The sequence below is a fragment of the Facklamia sp. P12932 genome, assembly GCF_050409545.1.
Lineage (GTDB): Bacteria > Bacillota > Bacilli > Lactobacillales > Aerococcaceae > Facklamia.
Genome location: NZ_JBNUPG010000012.1, coordinates 17302 through 36458, shown reverse-complemented (window position 1 = coordinate 36458; position 19157 = coordinate 17302). Strand labels below are relative to the sequence as shown.

The following is a 19157-nucleotide window of genomic DNA, read 5'->3' as shown; positions in this document are numbered from 1 at the left end:
CACCTACTCTTCATTTAATTCAATGCCGTTTTCGAGAGCTATCTCTTTATACCCTTTAGCTTCTAATTCTAGGGCTAACTCAGATCCACCTGATTTCACGATGCGTCCATCCATCATAATATGAACAAAATCTGGCTCAACATAGTTCAAAAGGCGTTGATAGTGGGTAATAATTAAAGCGCCAAAATCTTCACCACGTAAAGAGTTGATGCCTTTGGATACAACTTGTAAAGCGTCAATATCTAAGCCAGAATCAATCTCGTCTAAGAGAGCAAAACGAGGTTCGATCATTAACATTTGAAGGATTTCATTGCGTTTTTTTTCGCCCCCTGAGAATCCTTCATTCACATAACGTTCAACCATTTCATCAGACATATCTAAAAGCGCCATTTTTGCATCTAATTTGTCTAAGAATTCAAAAATAGGCATCTGATCATCTTCTTTACGGCGTGAGTTGATGGCTTCACGCATAAGAGTGGCATTAGTAACACCTGAAATCTCACTTGGGTATTGAACGGCCATAAACAGACCGGCTCTAGCACGCTCATCGACTTCCATTTCTAAGAGGTCAACACCATCAAGTAGAACTTGGCCTTGTGTAACTGTATAGTCAGGGTGCCCCATGATAGCTTGTGAAAGAGTAGACTTACCTGTTCCGTTTGGTCCCATAATAGCATGCACTTCATTAGTGTTAATTGTTAAATTAACACCTTTTAATATTTTTTTATCTTCAATTTCTACGTGTAGATTTTTGATTTCTAGTGTGGACATAAACTCGCTCCTTCTAATCATTTTCACAAGCTATATTCTACCATAAATTGTGAAGATTAAAATCTTGAATTTTAGAGTATCTATTTAGGCAGATTTTAAAAGCATTCGCCAATCAGTGACAAATTCGATATAATAAGTTTACTAAATGGAGGAGGCTATAAATAATGAGTTATCAGGCATTATACCGTGTTTGGCGACCGCAATCTTTTGATGAATTAGTCGGGCAAGAAATGATCGCCCAAACTTTGAGGAATGCGATTGCTAAACAACAATTAAGCCACGCCTATCTCTTTTCAGGTCCAAGAGGAACGGGTAAAACTTCTGTTGCTAAGATACTTGCAAAAGCGGTCAATTGTCCTAATTCAACGGATGGAAATCCTTGTAATGAATGTTCTATTTGTCAAGGGATTACTTCAGGAGAGATTAGTGATGTGATTGAGATTGATGCGGCATCGAATAACGGAGTTGATGAAATTCGTGACCTGAGAGACCGTGTTCGCTATGCTCCTACACGTGCCAAGAATAAAGTATATATTATTGATGAGGTTCATATGTTAACAACTGGTGCCTTTAATGCACTCTTAAAAACATTAGAAGAGCCTCCTGCCAATGTAATTTTTATACTTGCGACGACGGAGCCTCATAAAATACCGGCCACTATTTTATCAAGAACTCAGCGCTTTGACTTTCAACGGATTAAAGACCTTGATTTGATTAGAAGGATGCAATATATTTTGGACCATGACCAACAAGACTATGATCTTGAAGCGTTGAAAGTTATTGCTCGAGCAGCTAACGGTGGAATGCGGGATGCTCTAAGTCTACTAGACCAAGCGCTTTCTTATGGGCAAGATCACCTAGAACTTGAAACGGCTTTGTTAGTATCCGGTTCTTTTGCTCAAATCGTTTATGTTCAATATATTCAAGCGCTTGCTCAATCACGAGTAGAAGAAGCCTTGCAGATCTTGGAAGAACAATTACAAGAGGGAAAACAGGCTGGGCGATTTATTGAAGAACTGATTTTATTTGCTAGAGATGTCCTTTTAAGTTTATTTTCAATTAAGAACCATACACTGCTAACTGACCAAGAATTACAGCCATTGAAAGAAAATGTTGAGCCAGCATTCTTTTATCAGTTAATTGACTTTTTGAATCAAGCGCAAAATAAGATGCGTTTTTCTACACAACCAGAAGTTTATTTAGAAGTTATGACGGTTCAATTAGCACAATTAGGGCAGGACCTACTTCTAAGAGAAGAAGTAGAGCCTCAAATGTCTGGACAGATAGAAAGTCAGATTAGACTGTTACAAGAGGAACTAGAAAAACAAAAAAAATTACTTGCTGAACTTATAAATAATCAAAAAAGTACTACTCAAGGAGTTAATAATCAAACGGAATTAACTCCGCGTAAAAAGCCTGATTTTGCTCAAAAAGATTATGTGGTCGACTTACATGCGATTTATAATGTTTTGAATCAAGCAACTAAAGAAGATATTAACCATTTAAAAAAAGAGTGGTCAGCTATTTTAGCTGAACTAGCTCCTAACCAAAGAGTTCGCTTGAATAATACTAGACCGTTAGCGGCAGGGCCAGACTGCGCTTTGATTTCCTTCGAAGACCAAAATTTATGCGCGATTGTTCAACATGATAGTCATTTAATGGATCAGGTGAATAATATAGCGAGTCAGCGTTTAGGTAAGGCGATTCACTTCACTTATTTGTGGCAGGCTGATTGGTCTGGTATTCGAAGGGATTACAAAATCTTGTTTGAACAAAATGGTAGAAAGCCGATAGAACTAGCTAAAAAGTTATCAAAAGTTCAAGAAAGTATAACTCCGTCAGAAGGAACTATTGATTCGCTACAAAATGATCAGACAGATTCGCAGGACAATCCCCCAGGTCACATTAATCAGGATAATTTATCAGAAATTGATCAAACTGAAAAAAATAGGCCTCAAAATGAAGAGTTAGAATCAATTGAAGCTCAATTACCTGAGCCGGCAGAAGATGTAGCAGCTTTATTCCAACGGAGTCAAATTCACCATATTGAAGAGGGAGAAAATTCAAGTATTCAACCGGCGGATGGGCAAACGGGATTTTTTGATATAGAGGATACTCAGGAGCAAGAGAATCCAGCGGTCCAAAAAGCCATCGAACTCTTTGGTGAAGAAAATATCACTATTTACAATGATCGTTAAGAAAACTAGTTGGTGATGAATTTAATTAATTCTTTAAGTATCACTTTTACTGCTGAAATAATATGAATTACAATTGATCGTTAGTCAATAGAGAATCCAAGTGTTTAAGCGCTTGGATTCTTTTGGTTTATTAATACTTTACGAATGGTATGAGGTGGAGTATGAGTTGAGGTGAATTTGAATTATTTAATTTGATTATAAAAGACTTCTTTTGTAGTCGAAAGAAGTTATTGCCGTATGCTATAATTGAAGCGTAGTCGAAATAAAAGACAAATTTTACAATAATATTGAAACAATGGAAGGAAGATGCAAAATGATGCCAAATATGAACAATATGATGAAGCAAGTTCAGAAGATGCAAAAAGAGATGGAGAAAACACAAAAAGAACTAGAAGCTAAAGAATTTATGGTGGAGGATGCACAACAATTAGTTAAAGTGGTTATGACTGGTAAAAAAGAAATCAAAGAATTAACCATTAAACCAGAACTAGTTGATCCAGAAGATATCGAAATGTTGCAGGACGTAGTTTTAGCAACCATTAACCAAGCGATTCAAGAAGTTGAACAAACAACACAAGATCAAATGGGCCAATTCACCAAAGGGCTAAACTTGCCTTTCTAGTAGTAAGAAAAGAAAGGGGGAGTTGGAATGGATTATCCATCACCCATTGCCAAATTAATAAATAGCTTCACTAAATTACCAGGTATCGGAAGTAAAACAGCCGCTCGTCTAGCTTTTTATGTTTTAGAAATGTCTGAAGCAGATGTTTCTTACTTTGCTCAGGCCTTGATAAACGCTAAGCGTGATCTTAAATATTGTTCGGTTTGTGGGAACATTACTGATACAGACCCATGTATGATTTGTAGTGATTCGTCAAGAGATCGATCGATTATTTTAGTTGTTGAAGATAGTCGTGATGTGATGTCGATGGAAAAAATGCAAGAATTTCACGGATGCTATCACGTCCTGCAAGGTGTACTCTCGCCTATGGAAGGCACAGGACCTGAGGATTTAAATATTGCCTCACTAATAAAGAGACTTCAAGATGAAGAAGTTAAAGAAGTTATTGTGGCAACTAATGCCACTGCTGAAGGTGAAGCGACAGCCATTTATTTATCAAGGTTGATTAAGCCGGCCGGCATAAAAGTAACGCGTCTCGCTCATGGATTATCAGTGGGATCCGATATCGAATACGCAGATGAAATGACCCTCTTTCGTGCCATTGAAGGCCGAAGAGAGTTATAATAAAGGAGTATCAAATGCCAAAAGGGAAGTTTATTGCGTTTGAAGGACCAGATGGATCAGGGAAAACCTCGATTATCAAAGTTTTAGGTCCAATGCTTGAAAAAGAAGGTGTAGAAGCAGTATTTACTAGAGAGCCAGGGGGCAGCCCGATAGCTGAGCAAATTCGCGAACTCATTTTAGATATTAATAATACAGCTATGGACTATCGAACAGAGGCCTTACTATATGCAGCAAGTCGTCGGCAACACTTGAGTGAAACAATTTTACCCAATGTTCAAGCGGGGAAAATGGTGATTAGTGACCGTTTTGTGCTGTCTTCATTAGTCTATCAGGGCGTTGCAAGAGCAATCGGTTTAGAGGCCGTTTGGCAGATTAACCAGTTCGCCATTGAAGACCACTTACCAGACCTTACCATTTTAATAGATGTTCCTGCTGACATAGGTTTGGAGAGGATCGAGAAAGCTCGTGGTAGTAGACAGTATGATCGCCTCGATCGGGAGGCACTTGCCTTTCATCAACGAGTCAGACAAACCTATCTCGACTTGATACCTCAATGGGAAAATATTGTGGTAATTGATGGTAATCAAAGTGTAGAACAAGTTAGCTTGGAGTGCTTCGAAACTCTAAAAAAACGTGGTATGATTAAGTAATAATACATCAGGAGGGATAATATGAAATTACTAGTAGCGATCGTGCAAGATCAAGACCAACAAGTTTTGGGGAAGGCTTTATTAGAAAATGATATCCGTGCGACAAAATTATCTTCAACTGGAGGTTTTCTTCGTTCAGGTAATACAACATTCTTATTAGGAGTAGAAGATGAGCGAATTGAGGAAGTGCTTGAAGTTATTAAAGCTTCATGTCAGTCTCGTGAGCAATATATTTCAACACCTATCCATCTAGATATGAATTTGGAAGTTTCAAATACTTACCCATTAAAAGTTGAAGTTGGTGGAGCGACTGTTTTTGTTCTACCTATTGAAAGTTTCTTCCATTTCTAAGAGACAAGCATTTGAAAGAGGGAGTCTATGCGGTTAGAAGCTGCCAAAAAGCATTTTAATCTATTGATACAACATAAGCGACTCGCTCACGCTTATTTATTTACTGGCGAATTAAACCCAGCAAAAAAAGAATTAGTGGATACAATTACTCAAGCCCTTGTTTGTAAGCATTTTGATGCAGAAGGAAGGGCTTGTTTAAATTGCATGGACTGTCAGAGAATTACTAGGGGTCAGTTTGCAGATTATATGACTATTGAACCCGATGGGCGTAGCATCAAAGTGGATCAGATCCGAGGGCTAAAAGAATGGTTAGGAACGAGTCCGATTGAGGCTGATTTTAAAATTGCTACGATTGAGCAGGCAGATTTAATGGGCCCAGCAGCAGCCAATGCTCTTTTACTTTTTTTGGAAGAACCAAGTCCTAATGTTTATATCTTTTTATTTAGTCGTCAGGCTGAACAATTACTACCGACTATTCAATCGAGAGTTCAGGAAGTGATCTTGGAAGATGATAAAGAACACTCTCAAATTGATCAGATGGTGCAAGCAGGTATTCGTGATCAGCATGCAAGAGTAATGTTAAAGCTATCAGCCAATCGCTTGGAGAATTTAATGGATGACTATGAGGCGGAGTCTTTCGAAGCTTGGCTAAAAGCCATAGAATATTTTTATCAGTTATTGATACAAGAAAACCCTTATGCTTTTGTCGCTATTCAGCAACATTTAAAACCCTATCTTAATTATAATCAAGGCCAAGATGGTCTCGATTATTTAAATTGGTTGAATGCCCAATTGTTATTGAGTCACTATCCATCTAAAGAAAACCACTTAGGAAGTTTACAAAAGAGGGTAAATAGAATTAAAGAGAGAATCGATCATCAAATGAGTCAAACAAGCTATCATAGAATGAATGAGCTCTTAATGGATAGTAAAAAACTCCTTTTGTTTAATGTCACACCACAGTTGGCCTATGAGCGCTTAGCGATTAAAATGTGTGAATGGAAGTAATATGAAGAGAGGTGTTAGCATGTCTGAAATAAAAATTGAAGAACTTCTTATGCAAGTTAACCAAGAGCTGAATCAATTGTTCGAAACGGTTAACACCTTGTCGGAAGAAGTGACACGGTTAACTAATGAAAACAATCGGTTAAGGATGCAGCAGTACCAAGCAGTTGAGCAAATAGAAATTAAGCCATTAAAAGATGAGGAAAATCAAAAAAATCAAGTTATTGATAAATCAGAGCAAACGCTTGAGCATCGTCAAAGTGGGCAAGCTCGTCTTCAAGCCTTCTATAATGATGGTATTCATATTTGTCATCATTATTTTGGTAGTAAGCGTGAAACCAATGAAGAATGTATCTTTTGTCAAGACATTATTGACTCTTTAGGAGAGCAATAGATGACAAAAGAACTGTTTATGCCAAAACTGACTGATGAACAAATACGATTGGTGAAAGATGAAGAACGACTTGATTTTCTGATTCGAGAAAACCGTTATGTAATACAAAATCCAAATTACTTTCCTTTTTCTGTGGATGCCGTTTTGCTGGCGAATTTTATCACATTCAATCAGCGGTCCTCTTCCTCAAGGATAATGGATTTTTGTACAGGCGGTGGCATCATTCCTCTACTCTTATCGCATCGGACAGATGCTAAAATTCAAGCTATTGAGTTGCAAGCAGATATTGCAGATATGGCAAAACGATCGGTTCGATTAAACGGTTTAGAAGAACAAATTGAAATCATCCAGGGGGATTTAAGGCAATTAAAAGCAAATAATCAGCGATTAGATGTTATCAGCTGTAATCCTCCTTATTTTTCGCTCAATGAGGCAGCTAAATTACATTCTAATCCTTATCATGCTATTGCTCGTCATGAAATTCACTTAACTTTAGATGAATGGGTGAGCAAAGCGAGCCAATTACTTAAGCAAAAAGGCAGGCTATTTATTGTTTATCGCCCAAACAGATTAGACGATCTAATGATGAGTTTATTAAATCATCACTTTGCTATCAAACGCCTTTGCTTTGTCCATCCAAAACAAGCTGAAAATGCCAATAGTGTCTTGGTAGAGGCCATTGCCAGGGGAGGAAGACAAGGCGTTCGAGTTGAACCTGCAATTATCGTACATCAAGAAGATGGATCCTATACCCCTATGATGCAGGAGATCTACTATGGAAATCATTAATGATGAAGGGTTCTACTTTTATGTTTTATACTGTCATGACAAAACACTTTATGGAGGATTTACAACCAATCTTAGGCAAAGGTTAGAAGCTCATAATAAGGGCAAAGGAGCGAAGTATACTCGCGTTAAAAAGCGGCAGCCTTTAAAACTAATCTATGTTGAAAAGTGGCCGAATAAGTCTTTAGCGATGTCTGCGGAGTACCATTTCAAACAGTTAAATCGTCCCAAAAAAGAATATTACTTGGCTAAAAACGGTATGGCTAATTTTGATAAGGGTGTTTATATTATTAAAGATTACAGTCAGCATTTGATTTGTCATTTACAAAGAGATTTAAGCTTAAAGGAAGTGAGTGCATTTTGAATATTCAAAAGAGTTATCAAACAGAAAGCTCTTGTCTCTACTTGGTTCCTACTCCAATAGGTAATTTAGAAGATATGACTTTTCGAGCGGTTAGAATTCTTCAAGAAGTCGATCTAATCTTGGCTGAAGATACGCGAAAAACAGGAATTTTGTTGAAGCATTATGATATTAAAACAAGAATGATTTCTTTCCACGACCACTCGAATCAATCGGAAGTAGATAAGTGGACGGCCTATATTGGAGAGGGACATACGGTTGCCCTAGTCTCAGATGCTGGTATGCCACTAATCAACGATCCTGGCCATCCTCTAGTACAATCCCTACTGGCTAATTCATTAGCCGTAATAAGCCTTCCAGGAGCGAGTGCCGCCATTACTTCTTTGGTTGCTTCAGGATTACCTGCAAACACCTTTACTTATTATGGCTTTTTTCCAAGAAGTAAAAATGAGCAAGTTGAGTTACTAACAGATATCGGAAGGCGAAAAGAAACGGCTATTTTTTACGAGTCGCCCTATCGATTAAAGCAATCTATTCAGCAAATTAATCAGCTGTTAGGAACGGATACAAAAGTGGTTGTAGCTCGTGAAATCAGTAAAAAGTTTGAGGAATATCTTAGAGGCACAAGCCAAGAACTAATCAATCATTTTGAGGAGCATTCTTTAAAAGGTGAATGTGTCCTTTTGTTGCAGTCTATGGGTCAATTAGATCAAAGGCAAACGCTACTCAATCCAGACTTAAGCTATAAAGACCAGGTTCAATCTTTAATGGATAAAGAGAAACTTTCAGCCAAAGCAGCCATTAAACAGGTTGCCCAAGCACAAAATGTCAAAAAACAAGAAATTTATGCGGCTTATCATGAATTGGATTTCGACAGAAAGGACTGAGCGGTTTGTTGTATTTTCTGTCTTTCATTTTATTTGTCTCATCCGTTTTGGTCTACGTTTTTAAATGGCGCAAAGTCTCATTAATTGCTTTGCTTTATTTTTCACTCCTGATAGTTTTTTTTGCGATACTTAATGAATCACGATGGTATCTATTATCACTTATGCGCTATTTATTGTATTTTTCAAGTTCAGGAATTGCTATCATTATTCCCTTTTTTCTTTTGTTGTTAGCCTATTTAATGTTAAGTCGAATAGAAGATGACCGTTCGCTATCAGGCATGCGTATTTTTTTTAATTTGACGATCTCTTTTACTTTTGTTGGGATTGTTATTTTTACAGCATGGGTTGTTATACAAAGAAACTATTATATGAGTCGGTTCTTAGCTATTTATACCTTAGTGGCTATGTACTTAATTATTAATTTTTTTCTTTTTATTGTTCTCAACCTTCTCTTGTTACTATTTAAGTTTAAAATGCGATCTAATGATATTTTATTAGTTCTTGGCGCCCAATTAACAGCGAACGGTGAGATGGACAAGACTTTAATTTATCGATTAAAAAGGGCATTAAAAATTTTTAAACAAAGTAGAGCAAAAGGTCAAAAGCTGCATTTAATTGTCAGTGGGGGAAATAGTCACGAAAATATTGCTTCAGAAGCTGAAAAAATGGCGAAATTTTTAATTGCTAATGGTATTGACCATCACTTCATTACTATTGAAGATCAGGCTCGAACGACTAGAGAAAATCTCATTAATATTCAAGAGCTTTTAAATGATTGTTTTCCTGAACGTGGGAAGACGCTCATTGTAACAAGTTACTTTCACCTTTTAAGGACTTATCTTTATGCTTGGCGCTTCGGTTTTGATTTAAGAGTCGTCGGGGTAAGAACCCAATTTGGTCATGGTTTTTTTGCTATTTTAAGAGAATACCTTGCTTTTTTTGTATTAACTAAAGAATTAAATTATTTTTTTATGATTGGATTATTAATTTATGGTATTCGTCAAGTGCTTATGATTTTCCAGTAGGAGGTAAAAATGCAAAGATGCCAATGGGTAGCGAATAAGCCTGATTATTATATTCAGTATCATGATAAAATATGGGGAAAACCAGAACATGATGATTTACTTTTGTTTAAATGGTTGGTGTTAGAAACGTTTCATATCGGCTTGTCGTGGCAACTAATTTTATCTAAAGAACAAGCTTTTGAACAAGCTTTTGATCAGTTTGACTACCGAAAGATAGCCAATTATCAAGAAGATAAAGTTGAGGCTTTATTAAAAAACGAAAAGATTATTCGTCATCGCGGTAAGATAGAAGCTACAATAACCAACGCTCAAGCTTTTATCAAAATTCAGCAAGATTTTGGTAGTTTTGATAATTATATCTGGCATTTCACCAACAGACAGCTAGTATTAAGACCAAAAAGTCAGAAAGAACCTAAGACAGCTTCAAAGTTAAGTGATGAAGTCGCTCGTTCCCTAAAAAATTATGGTCTTAAATTTGTAGGTTCAGTAACTATATATTCCTACTTACAAGCTATTGGTGTTATTAATGATCATGATGCCGATTGTACCTTTCGTTTAAAATAGTAAAAGCCCAATTACTTCCAGTAACTGGGCTTTTCATGTGTAATGTGTTTAAAATAATCGGTTATTCAAATTAGCAAATCAGTAAATATAAGAGAGTCAAGTCTGATATTAAGCGTAAATTCAAGCCGCTTGACTTATTTAAACGGTCAATTCGATAATTAAGCGTGTTGCGATGTAAGTACAAATCCTGGGCGGTTTTACTAATATTCCCCCCATTTAGAAAGAGTTGGCGTATCAACGCACGATCTTGATCATCTGAAATCGTTTGACCATAGTTAGCAAATTGGGCGAGATGACTTTCTTGTAAGTTCCTACCAACTTGTTGTAAAAGCAAATGGCTCATGCGATTAATGGTGTTTTTCTTAAGTAACCTCTGATGACTTTCTATCTGAGCCACGTCAAAAGAAATTTGATCTTCAACACTTTCTATACCAGTATAAGGAGACCCTATGATGACAAGCGCTGATTGTCCAAAGTCATCATTAAGCATTTTTAGAATTCCTTCCATCATTTGGGATCCTTGGTTAGCCCAAAAAGAATTGTGGATGACATAAACAAAGTGATGTGAATTTCGTTTTATATAATCAATAATGTTTTGACTGCTTGATCTGAGAGTAGATAACCACAAGGATTGATCAAAGTCTGTTTGCAAATGCTCAAAAAAGATATGAAACAGACAATAACCTTCTTTATGAGAGCCCTCTAAATCAAGAAGAGAGTGAGGAATTTGAATGACTCCATTTGCTTTCATTGTAAGACCTCCTCGTAAATAAACGGTTTAAAGATTATACTTAATTTAGCGAATAACTTTTTCGCTTTCTTTATCGAAGAAATGAATTTTTTCCATATCGAAGGCTAATTCAATAGATTCTCCTGGAGTATATACTTCTTGTGCGTTTACTCTAGCAATGAACTCATCTGATCCAATCGTTAGATACAGCATGGATTCGGACCCCAGCAACTCTGCGACAGAAATCTTAGCATTAACAAGCGAGTCTTTAGATTTCGCAACAATGCTTGTTTCCGCGTGAATATCTTCCGGACGAATGCCAAGAATAATTTCTTTTCCTAAATAACCCTTATCTGATAACAACTTTTTGTGATGAGGGCTTAATGGCAAGTTAATACCTTGATTATTGGTTAAGGTATTACTTTCAATAGTAACAGTAAAGAAGTTCATAGCTGGTGAGCCGATAAAGCTTGCCACAAAAACATTATTGGGTTTATTATAAACTTCCTGAGGGCTACCTATTTGTTGAATATAGCCGTCTTTCATAATAACGATTCGACTGGCCATTGTCATAGCTTCAGTTTGGTCATGGGTTACATAGATAGTAGTTGTTTTTAATTGCTGATGCAGTTTGGCAATTTCTGCCCGCATTTGTACGCGCAATTTAGCGTCAAGATTTGATAAAGGCTCATCCATTAAAAAGACTTTGGCATCACGAACAATCGCTCGACCTAAAGCGACTCTTTGTCTTTGACCACCGGACAGAGCGGCTGGTTTGCGGTTTAAAAATTCAGTTAAGCCGAGTAAGTCAGCGGCATGATTGACACGTCGGGTAATTTCACTTTTATCATACTTACGCAGCTTTAAACCAAAAGCCATGTTGTCGTAGACAGTCATGTGCGGGTAAAGGGCATAATTTTGAAAGACCATAGCGATGTTTCGATCCTTAGGTGCTACGTCGTTCATCAATTTACCATCTATAATCAGTTCGCCTGCTGTTATTTCTTCTAAACCAGCAATCATTCTTAAGGTGGTTGATTTTCCACAGCCGGAAGGTCCAACAAAGACGATGAACTCTTGATCAGCTACAACTAAATTAAAATCAGTTACTGAATTGGTTTTTGCGCCTTCATATCTTTTATTAATCGACTTTAAGTTTATTTCAACCATTTTAATCCTTCTTTCTTACATAATAATTCTAGCTTAACTGAAATTTGTGGATTATACGATAGGCAATGTGCACAAGAAAAGGGAAATCCCAGAAAAGCTGGGCTTGTCTGGGTATTAAAATTAATTAATTATTTACTTTTTAATTCTGAGAGTATATCTTGTAATAGTTCGACTTCTGAAGGGCTTGCTGGCTCTTCTTCTGGAGAAATAATTTTTTTGTTTTGTGCTTTTTCTAAAGCTTTAAGTGTGATAAATAAGAAGCTACCAATTAAAAGAAAATTAATAATTGCTTGGATAAATGCTCCATAAACAATTTCAGTCTTACCAACTGTCAGAACAAGACCTGAAACATCTGCTTGACCTGTAATGGCTATAATGAGTGGCATAAAAATATTATCGACTAAAGAAGTAACAATTGCTGTAAAAGCTGACCCTAAAATAATCCCAGTTGCCATAGTAACAACATTTTTATTTGCAATAAAACCTTTAAATTCTTTCCACATAAAAATTAATTCCTCCGTAACAATTCATTTAATACTTATAGAGTACCATGAATTCGAAATAAATCAATGTCGAAATTTTTCATTTGCTATATTTTATGAACAAGTTGGTGACTGGAAATAATTTCTTCGGGAAGATCCCAATAATTATTGATGATTTTATGGACCCATTGATAAGCTAGATAGGGTCCACTTGTTAAGCCGGAAGACCCTAAGCCAGAAATTGTCCATAGATTGGATAAATCAGGGATGGATCCGATTAAGATATCGCCATTGTCAGTGAAGGCTCGAGTACCTACTTTTACTCGATAAAGAGGATAGTTAAAAACATCCGGAAAAATTTGCTCAGCCTTTGTTTTTAGCTCTTTGATAACCATGGGATTAATGGTTAAGTCTTTTGCTTGGTCATCTTCATGACTTGCGCCAATTACTATCTCACCATTATCAAAGGGAAGGATATCAATGCCACCCGGTGACATAATAACAGGCCAGTTGTTATCGACCCATTGTGGGTGGTAGATAGAAAATAGCTGGCCTTTTTGAGGGCGTAAGTTACAATCAAACCGCAAGGAGCTTAGAAGTTCTTTGACAGCGGGTCCTGCTGCCAAAAGGACCTGATTTGCAGTAAATGAGTCTTGATCAGACTGAATCAAAAAGCTCTTTCCTTCTTTAAGCAACTGAACTTCTTTTTTAACTATTTCCCCCCCTTTTGTTAGAATCGCTTTATGTAATAAAGCAACCAATGCCTGTCCATCAACTCGGCCACCCCCTTTAATTAAAGAGCCAGGCCAAGGGCTATCAATAAGAGGAAACAAATCATGAATTGCTTCTTGTGTTAGTGTTGAAACTTTTCCGATAGAAGGAGATTGCTCTCTTTTTGAATCTGCGTTTTCAAGATCTCTGTGTAAGTCTTTTTCATTTTTACGTAGAATCAAAGTCCCAGTTTCCTTAAAAAGACTGGAAGCATCAAATCCGTCTTCAGTTAAATCTTGAATAAATTGACGGTAGAATTCTGCACCATGAACGACAAGGTGATACCATTTTTTATTTCTTCTTTTGGAAAACCAAGGACAAATAATTCCAGCCGCCGCCTGGCTGGCTTGACCAACTTCTTTATCGAGAAGAATTACTGGATAGCCAGAACGAGTCAGATAATAGGCAGCTGTCGATCCAACAATACCACCGCCAACAATGATAAAAGGAAAATGTTTTTTCAAAAATATCCTACCTTTCATTAATAGAAATTAAAATCAGTAAATGCTAAATTAGAGACATCAAATTAAAAGGAGACCTTTTTATGGAAGAAACACTCAGACAGATTCAAAATCACCGTAGTATTCGCTTTTATAAAGATCGCCCAGTTGCAGTGGAAACTCGTCAGCAACTAATGGAAACTATGAATGCCAGTCCGACTTCAAATGGGTTGCAGGCCGTTTCAGTTGTCCGTATTACTGATCGTATTTTACGCGAAGAATTAGCCAAGGTTGCAAAACAAGCCTATCTTGCCGAGGTGCCTGAACTATTGATTTTTCTTGTGGATTGGCATCGCAATGCTGAAATAGCTAAGGCTAAAGGCTATCAAGGAGAAAAATATCGCTCAATGGATTATTTCTTTCAGGGAGTGGCTGATGTTTATATTCAAGCTCAAAGCTTAGTGATCGCTGCTGAATCTTTAGGATTAGGAACGGTTTATTTTGGATCGATTTTAAACGATTCAGCTAGAGTCATTGAACTATTAAAACTACCTGACTTGACTTTTCCTTTAGTAGGGGTTGGGTATGGCTATCCGGACGATCAACCCCCATTGAAACCACGAATGCCAATCGAATTTAAATTATCTGAAAATTATTATCGCGCAAATCCAGATTATCTTCAAATGTTGGCAGACTATGACAAGGAAATGACACAATACTATGACACTAGAAATAGCAACCAAAGAGTGGATAGCTTTACTAATCAAGTTAAAAATAAAATTGCTATTGGCGAAAAGAAAAGAGCCCAGTTAATGCAAGTTGTTAGTAAACAAGGCTTTAATGTAATGCTAGAAGATGGAATGGATTATTAAAAATTAGAAAATAATATTTTTGATGAGAAAAGAGTGAGGGATTTAATCTAGCGATTCCTTAAATATAACTAGCTATATGCTTATTGCTAAGGTAGTTATCCTTCAATAAAAATTTTTTGTAGATTAATGGTTGACAGGATTGTTTTTTTTGATTAGAATACTTCTAACAAATCGAATGAAACACGTAGATGTGGAAAGTAGATCGTCAGACTATTTTAAAGAGAGCTTGAGTAGGGTGAAATCAAGCAGTAGGAAGCGATTGAAAATGGCCATGGAGTGGTTATCCTGAATGCATAGCAATAAGGATAAACGGCTGCAACCGTTAGTAAGCCTCAGTATAACAAGTGATACTCACTTGCGTACTGGCAGAGGTAACCTTAGTGATGAGGTTACAAATTAAGGTGGTACCACGAAGTATTAACTCTCGTCCTTTATTGGAGGAGAGTTTTTTGTGTTTTATTGAAAGGAGTGAATACTTGATTGAATTAAAAAATGTATCTGTCACTTTTGAAAAAGAAAATAAAAAAATCCAAGCGGTTTCAGGTGTAAGCTTACAGATACAAGCGGGGGAAATCTTTGGCATTGTGGGTTATTCTGGTGCCGGCAAATCCACTTTAGTTCGAACAATCAATCTTTTACAAAGACCTTCTAGCGGGCAAGTGATAATAAATGGAGTTGATTTGATGCAACTGTCAGCGTCTGAATTGAGAAAATCTCGCAAGAAGATAGGGATGATCTTTCAGCACTTTAATTTGATGAATTCAAGAACGGTGGCAGAGAATGTTGCTTTCCCACTTAAAGATTTAAAATTATCTACTGCTGAAAAAGAAGCGAAAGTGTCTGCTTTGTTAGAAATGGTTGGCATATTAGATAAAGCTCAAGCCTATCCTGAACAGTTATCAGGTGGGCAGAAGCAAAGAGTAGCGATTGCTAGAGCCTTAGCTACAGACCCTTCAATTTTATTGTGTGACGAGGCAACCTCTGCTTTGGATCCTAAAACCACACATTCTATTCTTGATTTGCTAAGGCAGTTAAATCAAGAATTGGGCTTATCGATTATAATGATTACTCACGATATGAATGTTGTTAAAAACCTCTGTCATCGAGTGGCTGTAATGGCTGAAGGGCAAGTGATTGAAGAGAATGGCATTGTCGAAATGTTTACCCAACCTCAAAACCCATTGACGCAAGAGTTTATAAATATGGCTACCCACTTTGATTGGGACTATGAATTAGTGCTTAAAGAAATGCGAGGAGCTAACTCTTCAGAAGATTATTTCATCGCTCGCTTATCCTTTGTCGGTCAAGAGGTGACGGAGCCCTTTATTGCACAGTTAGCCAGAGACTATCAGGTACATTGTAATATTTTATATGGTAATATTGAAGCTTTAAGAGGATCATTTGTAGGTAATCTTGTTGTCACGGTTGAATCAAAGTCGCAAGATTGGGAACGAGCTTTAGTCTTTCTGGAAAAACATAAAGTAAATGTCGAGATTTTAACCGATAGGGAGGGTGTTAAGTGGATGAATTAGAAGTAAATGTATATTCCTTTATTAATGACCAATTCCCCAATTTATCATCTTTTTTAGAAAAATGGTTACCCAATGCTTGGCCCATTCTCGACGAATTTATTGTTGCAACTATCGAAACCTTATATATGCTGATACTGACCATCCTTTTTGCAGGTTTATTAGGTTTAATGCTTGGCGTAGTTATTGTTGTAACAGGACCAAAAGGTATTTTAAAAAACCAATGGATTTATCAAGTCTTAGACAGTTTTATTAATATTTTTAGATCCATTCCTTTTATTATTCTTTTGGCTTTATTAGTCCCTTTTACACGTATGCTTGTAAATACTTCCATTGGCCCGACGGCGGCTGCCATTCCTATCATTGTAGGAACGATTCCCTTCTTTGCTAGGCAGGTGGAGATTGCTTTGTTAGAGGTAGATGAAGGGATTGTTGAAGCGGCTCAGGCCATGGGGTCTTCACCGTGGGACATCATATGGCGTGTCTATATTCGAGAGGGCTTAGGATCTTTATTAAGAGTATCTGCTTCGACTGTTATTAATGTTATTGGCTTGACAGCTATGGCGGGTGTAGTAGCTGGAGGTGGCTTAGGAACCGTTGCGATCGCTAGAGGCTATCAAAGAAGTCGTTTTGACGTTGTCATAGTAGCAACCTTATTGATTTTATTAATTGTTTTGATCAGTCAATTGCTATTTAATTGGTTGATTCGAAAGGCAGAAAAACATAAAAGAAAGTATTAGAAAAGGAGAATTATGATGAAAAAATTTTTAAAAGTATTATTAGTGGGTTCTTTATTAGGGGGGGTTACTCTCAATAATGTCTTCGCTGAAGATAAAGAAGATTTTTCAGGTCAGAGTGTTTCAGTGGGTGTCGCTTCAGAATATGAAGAAGATGTTTGGCAAAGTGTTGCTGATATCGCAGAAGAGGAGGAAGGAATAAAAATCAAACTGGTTCTATTCAATGACTATGTTCAGCCAAATATATCTTTGTCTGATGGATCGATTGATTTAAATGCCTTCCAGCATGTTGAGTTTTTAAATGATTGGAACCAAGCTAATGACGGAGATTTAGTATCGATAGGTTATACATATGTTGCACCTTTGAAAGTTTACTCTGAAAAAATTGATTCTCTCGATCAATTAAAAGAAGGAGATAAGATTGCTATTCCAAATGATGCGACAAATGGGGGGCGTGCTTTACTAGCTCTTGAACAAGCAGGCGTGATTGAAGTGGATGATGAAGCGGGTGTGTTAGCTGAAGTAAGTGATATCACCAAAAATGAATTGAATTTAAAGTTTGAAGAATTAGATGCTGCACAATTAGTGTCGGCTTTACCCGATGTAGCAGCTGCGGTTATTAATAATAATTTTGCCAATGATGCAGAACTCGAAGAAGATCTCGTTATTTTTAACGATGCGGCGGATATTGAAAAGCTACCAGATTCATATAAAAATATTATTGCTAGTCGTAAGGAAGATAGTAAAAACCCACTATTTTTAAAAATTGTAGAACTTTATCAAAGTGAACAAACAGCTAAAAAAATAGAAGAAGTTTCAAAGGGTTCGGATCAACCTGCTTGGTAATAATAGTGATACGACATGTTGAGCATTGTTTTTCGACTGTATAAAAATACAATTCGTTTAGACGGCTTATTGTCTCAAATATGGTATAATTGAACCATCAGTACAGACATAGAGGAGGAATTTCAATGTTCAAGCGTGCCGGATCATTTGTGCAATATGGTTTATTAGTTACTTTACTAACTTATGGATTATTAACCAGTTTGGGAGGACCTCAAATTTATACTTTCTTATCCATTGTAATTTTAGGAATTATTTTAGGTCTATTGTTCCTAATCTATTACACAAAATCACTAACTTTTGGTCAAAAGTTAGCGAGTCATATTGGGGCTTCAGCCTTAGTGATAATTGCTGTTGCTTTATTCAATGGTTGGATGCAAGTCGATTGGGATAAGGTTCTTGCAGGAATACTTATCTTATCTGTTTTATGTTTGTTTGTTTATTTTGGCTATCACTATCTAATGAACAAGCGTCAAAAACCGCAAGCTACTATTGAGCCTGAGGTCACTGATAAAGTGGCTCCGAGGTCGGATTTTGATCCTAGGACAGGTGAAGTCCTTCATCAAGAGTCGGTATCAAAAGAAAAAGACACTCATAAAGCCGACTTTGTAAAAGAGGAAGCAAAAGACATTGACCCAAGACAAACAAAGGAAGTTGAAGTTGCCGAGCCAATGGATTTTGAGGTAACAGAGCCCAACCAATTTGAGGAAGTTGAAACTTATGAAGTAGTTGAGCCTTCTGATGAAGCAGAAGAAGTTGTTGCTGTTAACACAGATCTAGAAGGGGATCTCGTTCTGGAAGAAGAGGTAAAGTCAGACGAAAGCCATGAAACTCTCAATAAGTCAGAAGACCAAGAAAAGATTTAAAATGAAAAAAGATTAACCCATTAACTATGAGCAGTGTTTATCTCACCGCTTCATAGGTTAATGGGTTTTCTTAATGAAGAAAGTTCTGAGCTTTGACTAATAAGTCTTTATCATTCGAATAAGTAATTTTATCTAGAGCTTCTTGGTAAGGAAGCCATATGAATTGACTCACTTCTTCTAATTGACGAGTGACTTTATTTGAGTTTGTCTTTGCTATAAAATAGACGACTTCTTTCATAACATCTTTTTTAGGAGAAAAGTGAGTAGTCTCTCTGAATTGATTATTCAATTCAACTTCGAGACCTGTTTCCTCTTTAATTTCTCGAAGGGCTGTTTCTTCTTCCGTTTCACCTTTTTCAATATGTCCTTTAGGAAATGCCCAGTGGCCACCATTTTCATGTTGGATGAGGAGAAAAAGAAAGTCTTGATTATCTTTATAGTAGATAACTGCTCCACATGATTTTTCTTTTTTCATAGAT

Annotated in this window: 23 protein-coding genes and 1 other annotated feature; of the genes, 17 read left to right on the top strand and 6 right to left on the bottom strand. The window is 36.7% G+C overall.

Translation table 11 applies throughout. The features are described 5' to 3' along the window. Positions 1–3 precede the first annotated feature (3 nt). On the bottom strand, positions 4–771 hold the full coding sequence (sufC, locus tag ACQV2P_RS06120) for a Fe-S cluster assembly ATPase SufC (protein WP_428873109.1): 768 nt from the start codon (positions 769–771) through the stop codon (positions 4–6). A 164-nt stretch (positions 772–935) separates the two neighbouring features. On the opposite strand from sufC, the gene dnaX reads away from it, so the two are divergent. The 12 genes from dnaX (at position 936) to ACQV2P_RS06060 (ending at position 10238) form a co-directional block, all read left to right on the top strand. Continuing rightward, positions 936–2969, top strand: a complete 2034-nt coding sequence (dnaX, locus tag ACQV2P_RS06115) for a DNA polymerase III subunit gamma/tau (protein ID WP_428894751.1) — start codon at positions 936–938, stop codon at positions 2967–2969. Positions 2970–3285: 316 nt separating this feature from the next. After that, on the top strand, positions 3286–3591 hold the full coding sequence (locus ACQV2P_RS06110; protein WP_428893317.1) for a YbaB/EbfC family nucleoid-associated protein: 306 nt from the start codon (positions 3286–3288) through the stop codon (positions 3589–3591). A 27-nt stretch (positions 3592–3618) separates the two neighbouring features. Continuing rightward, entirely contained in the window at positions 3619–4215 is a 597-nt protein-coding gene (gene recR, locus ACQV2P_RS06105; RefSeq protein ID WP_428873111.1) for a recombination mediator RecR, read from the top strand. A 14-nt stretch (positions 4216–4229) separates the two neighbouring features. Beyond that, the gene (gene tmk / locus ACQV2P_RS06100) at positions 4230–4865 is read left to right on the top strand and encodes a dTMP kinase (protein WP_428873112.1); all 636 of its coding nucleotides are present in this window, start codon (positions 4230–4232) and stop codon (positions 4863–4865) included. Positions 4866–4886: 21 nt separating this feature from the next. Beyond that, on the top strand, positions 4887–5216 hold the full coding sequence (locus ACQV2P_RS06095; RefSeq protein WP_428873113.1) for a cyclic-di-AMP receptor: 330 nt from the start codon (positions 4887–4889) through the stop codon (positions 5214–5216). A 27-nt stretch (positions 5217–5243) separates the two neighbouring features. Then, positions 5244–6224, top strand: a complete 981-nt coding sequence (locus ACQV2P_RS06090; RefSeq protein ID WP_428873114.1) for a DNA polymerase III subunit delta' — start codon at positions 5244–5246, stop codon at positions 6222–6224. Between the two features lie 19 nt (positions 6225–6243). Continuing rightward, entirely contained in the window at positions 6244–6615 is a 372-nt protein-coding gene (locus tag ACQV2P_RS06085; RefSeq protein WP_428873115.1) for an initiation control protein YabA, read from the top strand. After that, positions 6616–7404 carry a tRNA1(Val) (adenine(37)-N6)-methyltransferase gene (locus tag ACQV2P_RS06080; protein WP_428873116.1) on the top strand — a complete coding sequence of 263 codons (789 nt, stop codon included), beginning with the start codon at positions 6616–6618 and terminating at the stop codon, positions 7402–7404. Beyond that, positions 7391–7765: a GIY-YIG nuclease family protein gene (locus ACQV2P_RS06075; RefSeq protein WP_428873117.1), complete on the top strand. Its 375-nt coding sequence runs from the start codon at positions 7391–7393 to the stop codon at positions 7763–7765. The genes ACQV2P_RS06080 and ACQV2P_RS06075 overlap by 14 nt, the downstream gene beginning before the upstream one ends. Further along, entirely contained in the window at positions 7762–8649 is an 888-nt protein-coding gene (gene rsmI, locus ACQV2P_RS06070; protein ID WP_428894750.1) for a 16S rRNA (cytidine(1402)-2'-O)-methyltransferase, read from the top strand. The genes ACQV2P_RS06075 and rsmI overlap by 4 nt, the downstream gene beginning before the upstream one ends. Positions 8650–8822: 173 nt before the next feature. Beyond that, positions 8823–9674 carry a YdcF family protein gene (locus ACQV2P_RS06065; protein ID WP_428875232.1) on the top strand — a complete coding sequence of 284 codons (852 nt, stop codon included), beginning with the start codon at positions 8823–8825 and terminating at the stop codon, positions 9672–9674. Between the two features lie 9 nt (positions 9675–9683). Next, a complete protein-coding gene (locus ACQV2P_RS06060) occupies positions 9684–10238 on the top strand; it encodes a DNA-3-methyladenine glycosylase I (RefSeq protein ID WP_428873120.1) in 555 nt (184 codons plus the stop codon). Between the two features lie 70 nt (positions 10239–10308). Here ACQV2P_RS06060 and ACQV2P_RS06055 read toward each other — a convergent pair whose 3' ends face one another. The 4 genes from ACQV2P_RS06055 to ACQV2P_RS06040 form a co-directional block, all read right to left on the bottom strand. Next, complete coding sequence (locus tag ACQV2P_RS06055; RefSeq protein ID WP_428875233.1) at positions 10309–10989, bottom strand: PucR family transcriptional regulator; 681 nt, start codon at positions 10987–10989, stop codon at positions 10309–10311. Positions 10990–11034: 45 nt separating this feature from the next. Further along, positions 11035–12138 carry an ABC transporter ATP-binding protein gene (locus tag ACQV2P_RS06050; RefSeq protein WP_428894749.1) on the bottom strand — a complete coding sequence of 368 codons (1104 nt, stop codon included), beginning with the start codon at positions 12136–12138 and terminating at the stop codon, positions 11035–11037. Between the two features lie 128 nt (positions 12139–12266). Further along, the gene (gene mscL / locus ACQV2P_RS06045; protein ID WP_428873123.1) at positions 12267–12641 is read right to left on the bottom strand and encodes a large conductance mechanosensitive channel protein MscL; all 375 of its coding nucleotides are present in this window, start codon (positions 12639–12641) and stop codon (positions 12267–12269) included. An 86-nt stretch (positions 12642–12727) separates the two neighbouring features. After that, positions 12728–13855 carry an NAD(P)/FAD-dependent oxidoreductase gene (locus tag ACQV2P_RS06040; protein ID WP_428894748.1) on the bottom strand — a complete coding sequence of 376 codons (1128 nt, stop codon included), beginning with the start codon at positions 13853–13855 and terminating at the stop codon, positions 12728–12730. Positions 13856–13935: 80 nt separating this feature from the next. On the opposite strand from ACQV2P_RS06040, the gene ACQV2P_RS06035 reads away from it, so the two are divergent. The 5 genes from ACQV2P_RS06035 to ACQV2P_RS06015 all read left to right on the top strand — a co-directional run bounded on the left by ACQV2P_RS06035 (position 13936) and on the right by ACQV2P_RS06015 (position 18678). Further along, on the top strand, positions 13936–14703 hold the full coding sequence (locus tag ACQV2P_RS06035) for an NADPH-dependent oxidoreductase (RefSeq protein ID WP_428873125.1): 768 nt from the start codon (positions 13936–13938) through the stop codon (positions 14701–14703). Between the two features lie 176 nt (positions 14704–14879). Further along, positions 14880–15138 (top strand) — a binding site (T-box leader). Between the two features lie 41 nt (positions 15139–15179). Beyond that, positions 15180–16235, top strand: a complete 1056-nt coding sequence (locus ACQV2P_RS06030; RefSeq protein WP_428873126.1) for a methionine ABC transporter ATP-binding protein — start codon at positions 15180–15182, stop codon at positions 16233–16235. A 20-nt stretch (positions 16236–16255) separates the two neighbouring features. Continuing rightward, positions 16256–16972, top strand: coding sequence for a methionine ABC transporter permease (locus ACQV2P_RS06025; RefSeq protein WP_428873164.1), 717 nt, complete (start codon positions 16256–16258; stop codon positions 16970–16972). Between the two features lie 15 nt (positions 16973–16987). Next, entirely contained in the window at positions 16988–17815 is an 828-nt protein-coding gene (locus ACQV2P_RS06020; RefSeq protein WP_428873127.1) for a MetQ/NlpA family ABC transporter substrate-binding protein, read from the top strand. A 125-nt stretch (positions 17816–17940) separates the two neighbouring features. Then, entirely contained in the window at positions 17941–18678 is a 738-nt protein-coding gene (locus ACQV2P_RS06015; RefSeq protein WP_428885141.1) for a DUF3021 family protein, read from the top strand. Between the two features lie 70 nt (positions 18679–18748). Here ACQV2P_RS06015 and ACQV2P_RS06010 read toward each other — a convergent pair whose 3' ends face one another. Next, entirely contained in the window at positions 18749–19153 is a 405-nt protein-coding gene (locus ACQV2P_RS06010) for a bis(5'-nucleosyl)-tetraphosphatase (RefSeq protein ID WP_428881972.1), read from the bottom strand. Positions 19154–19157 lie beyond the last annotated feature (4 nt).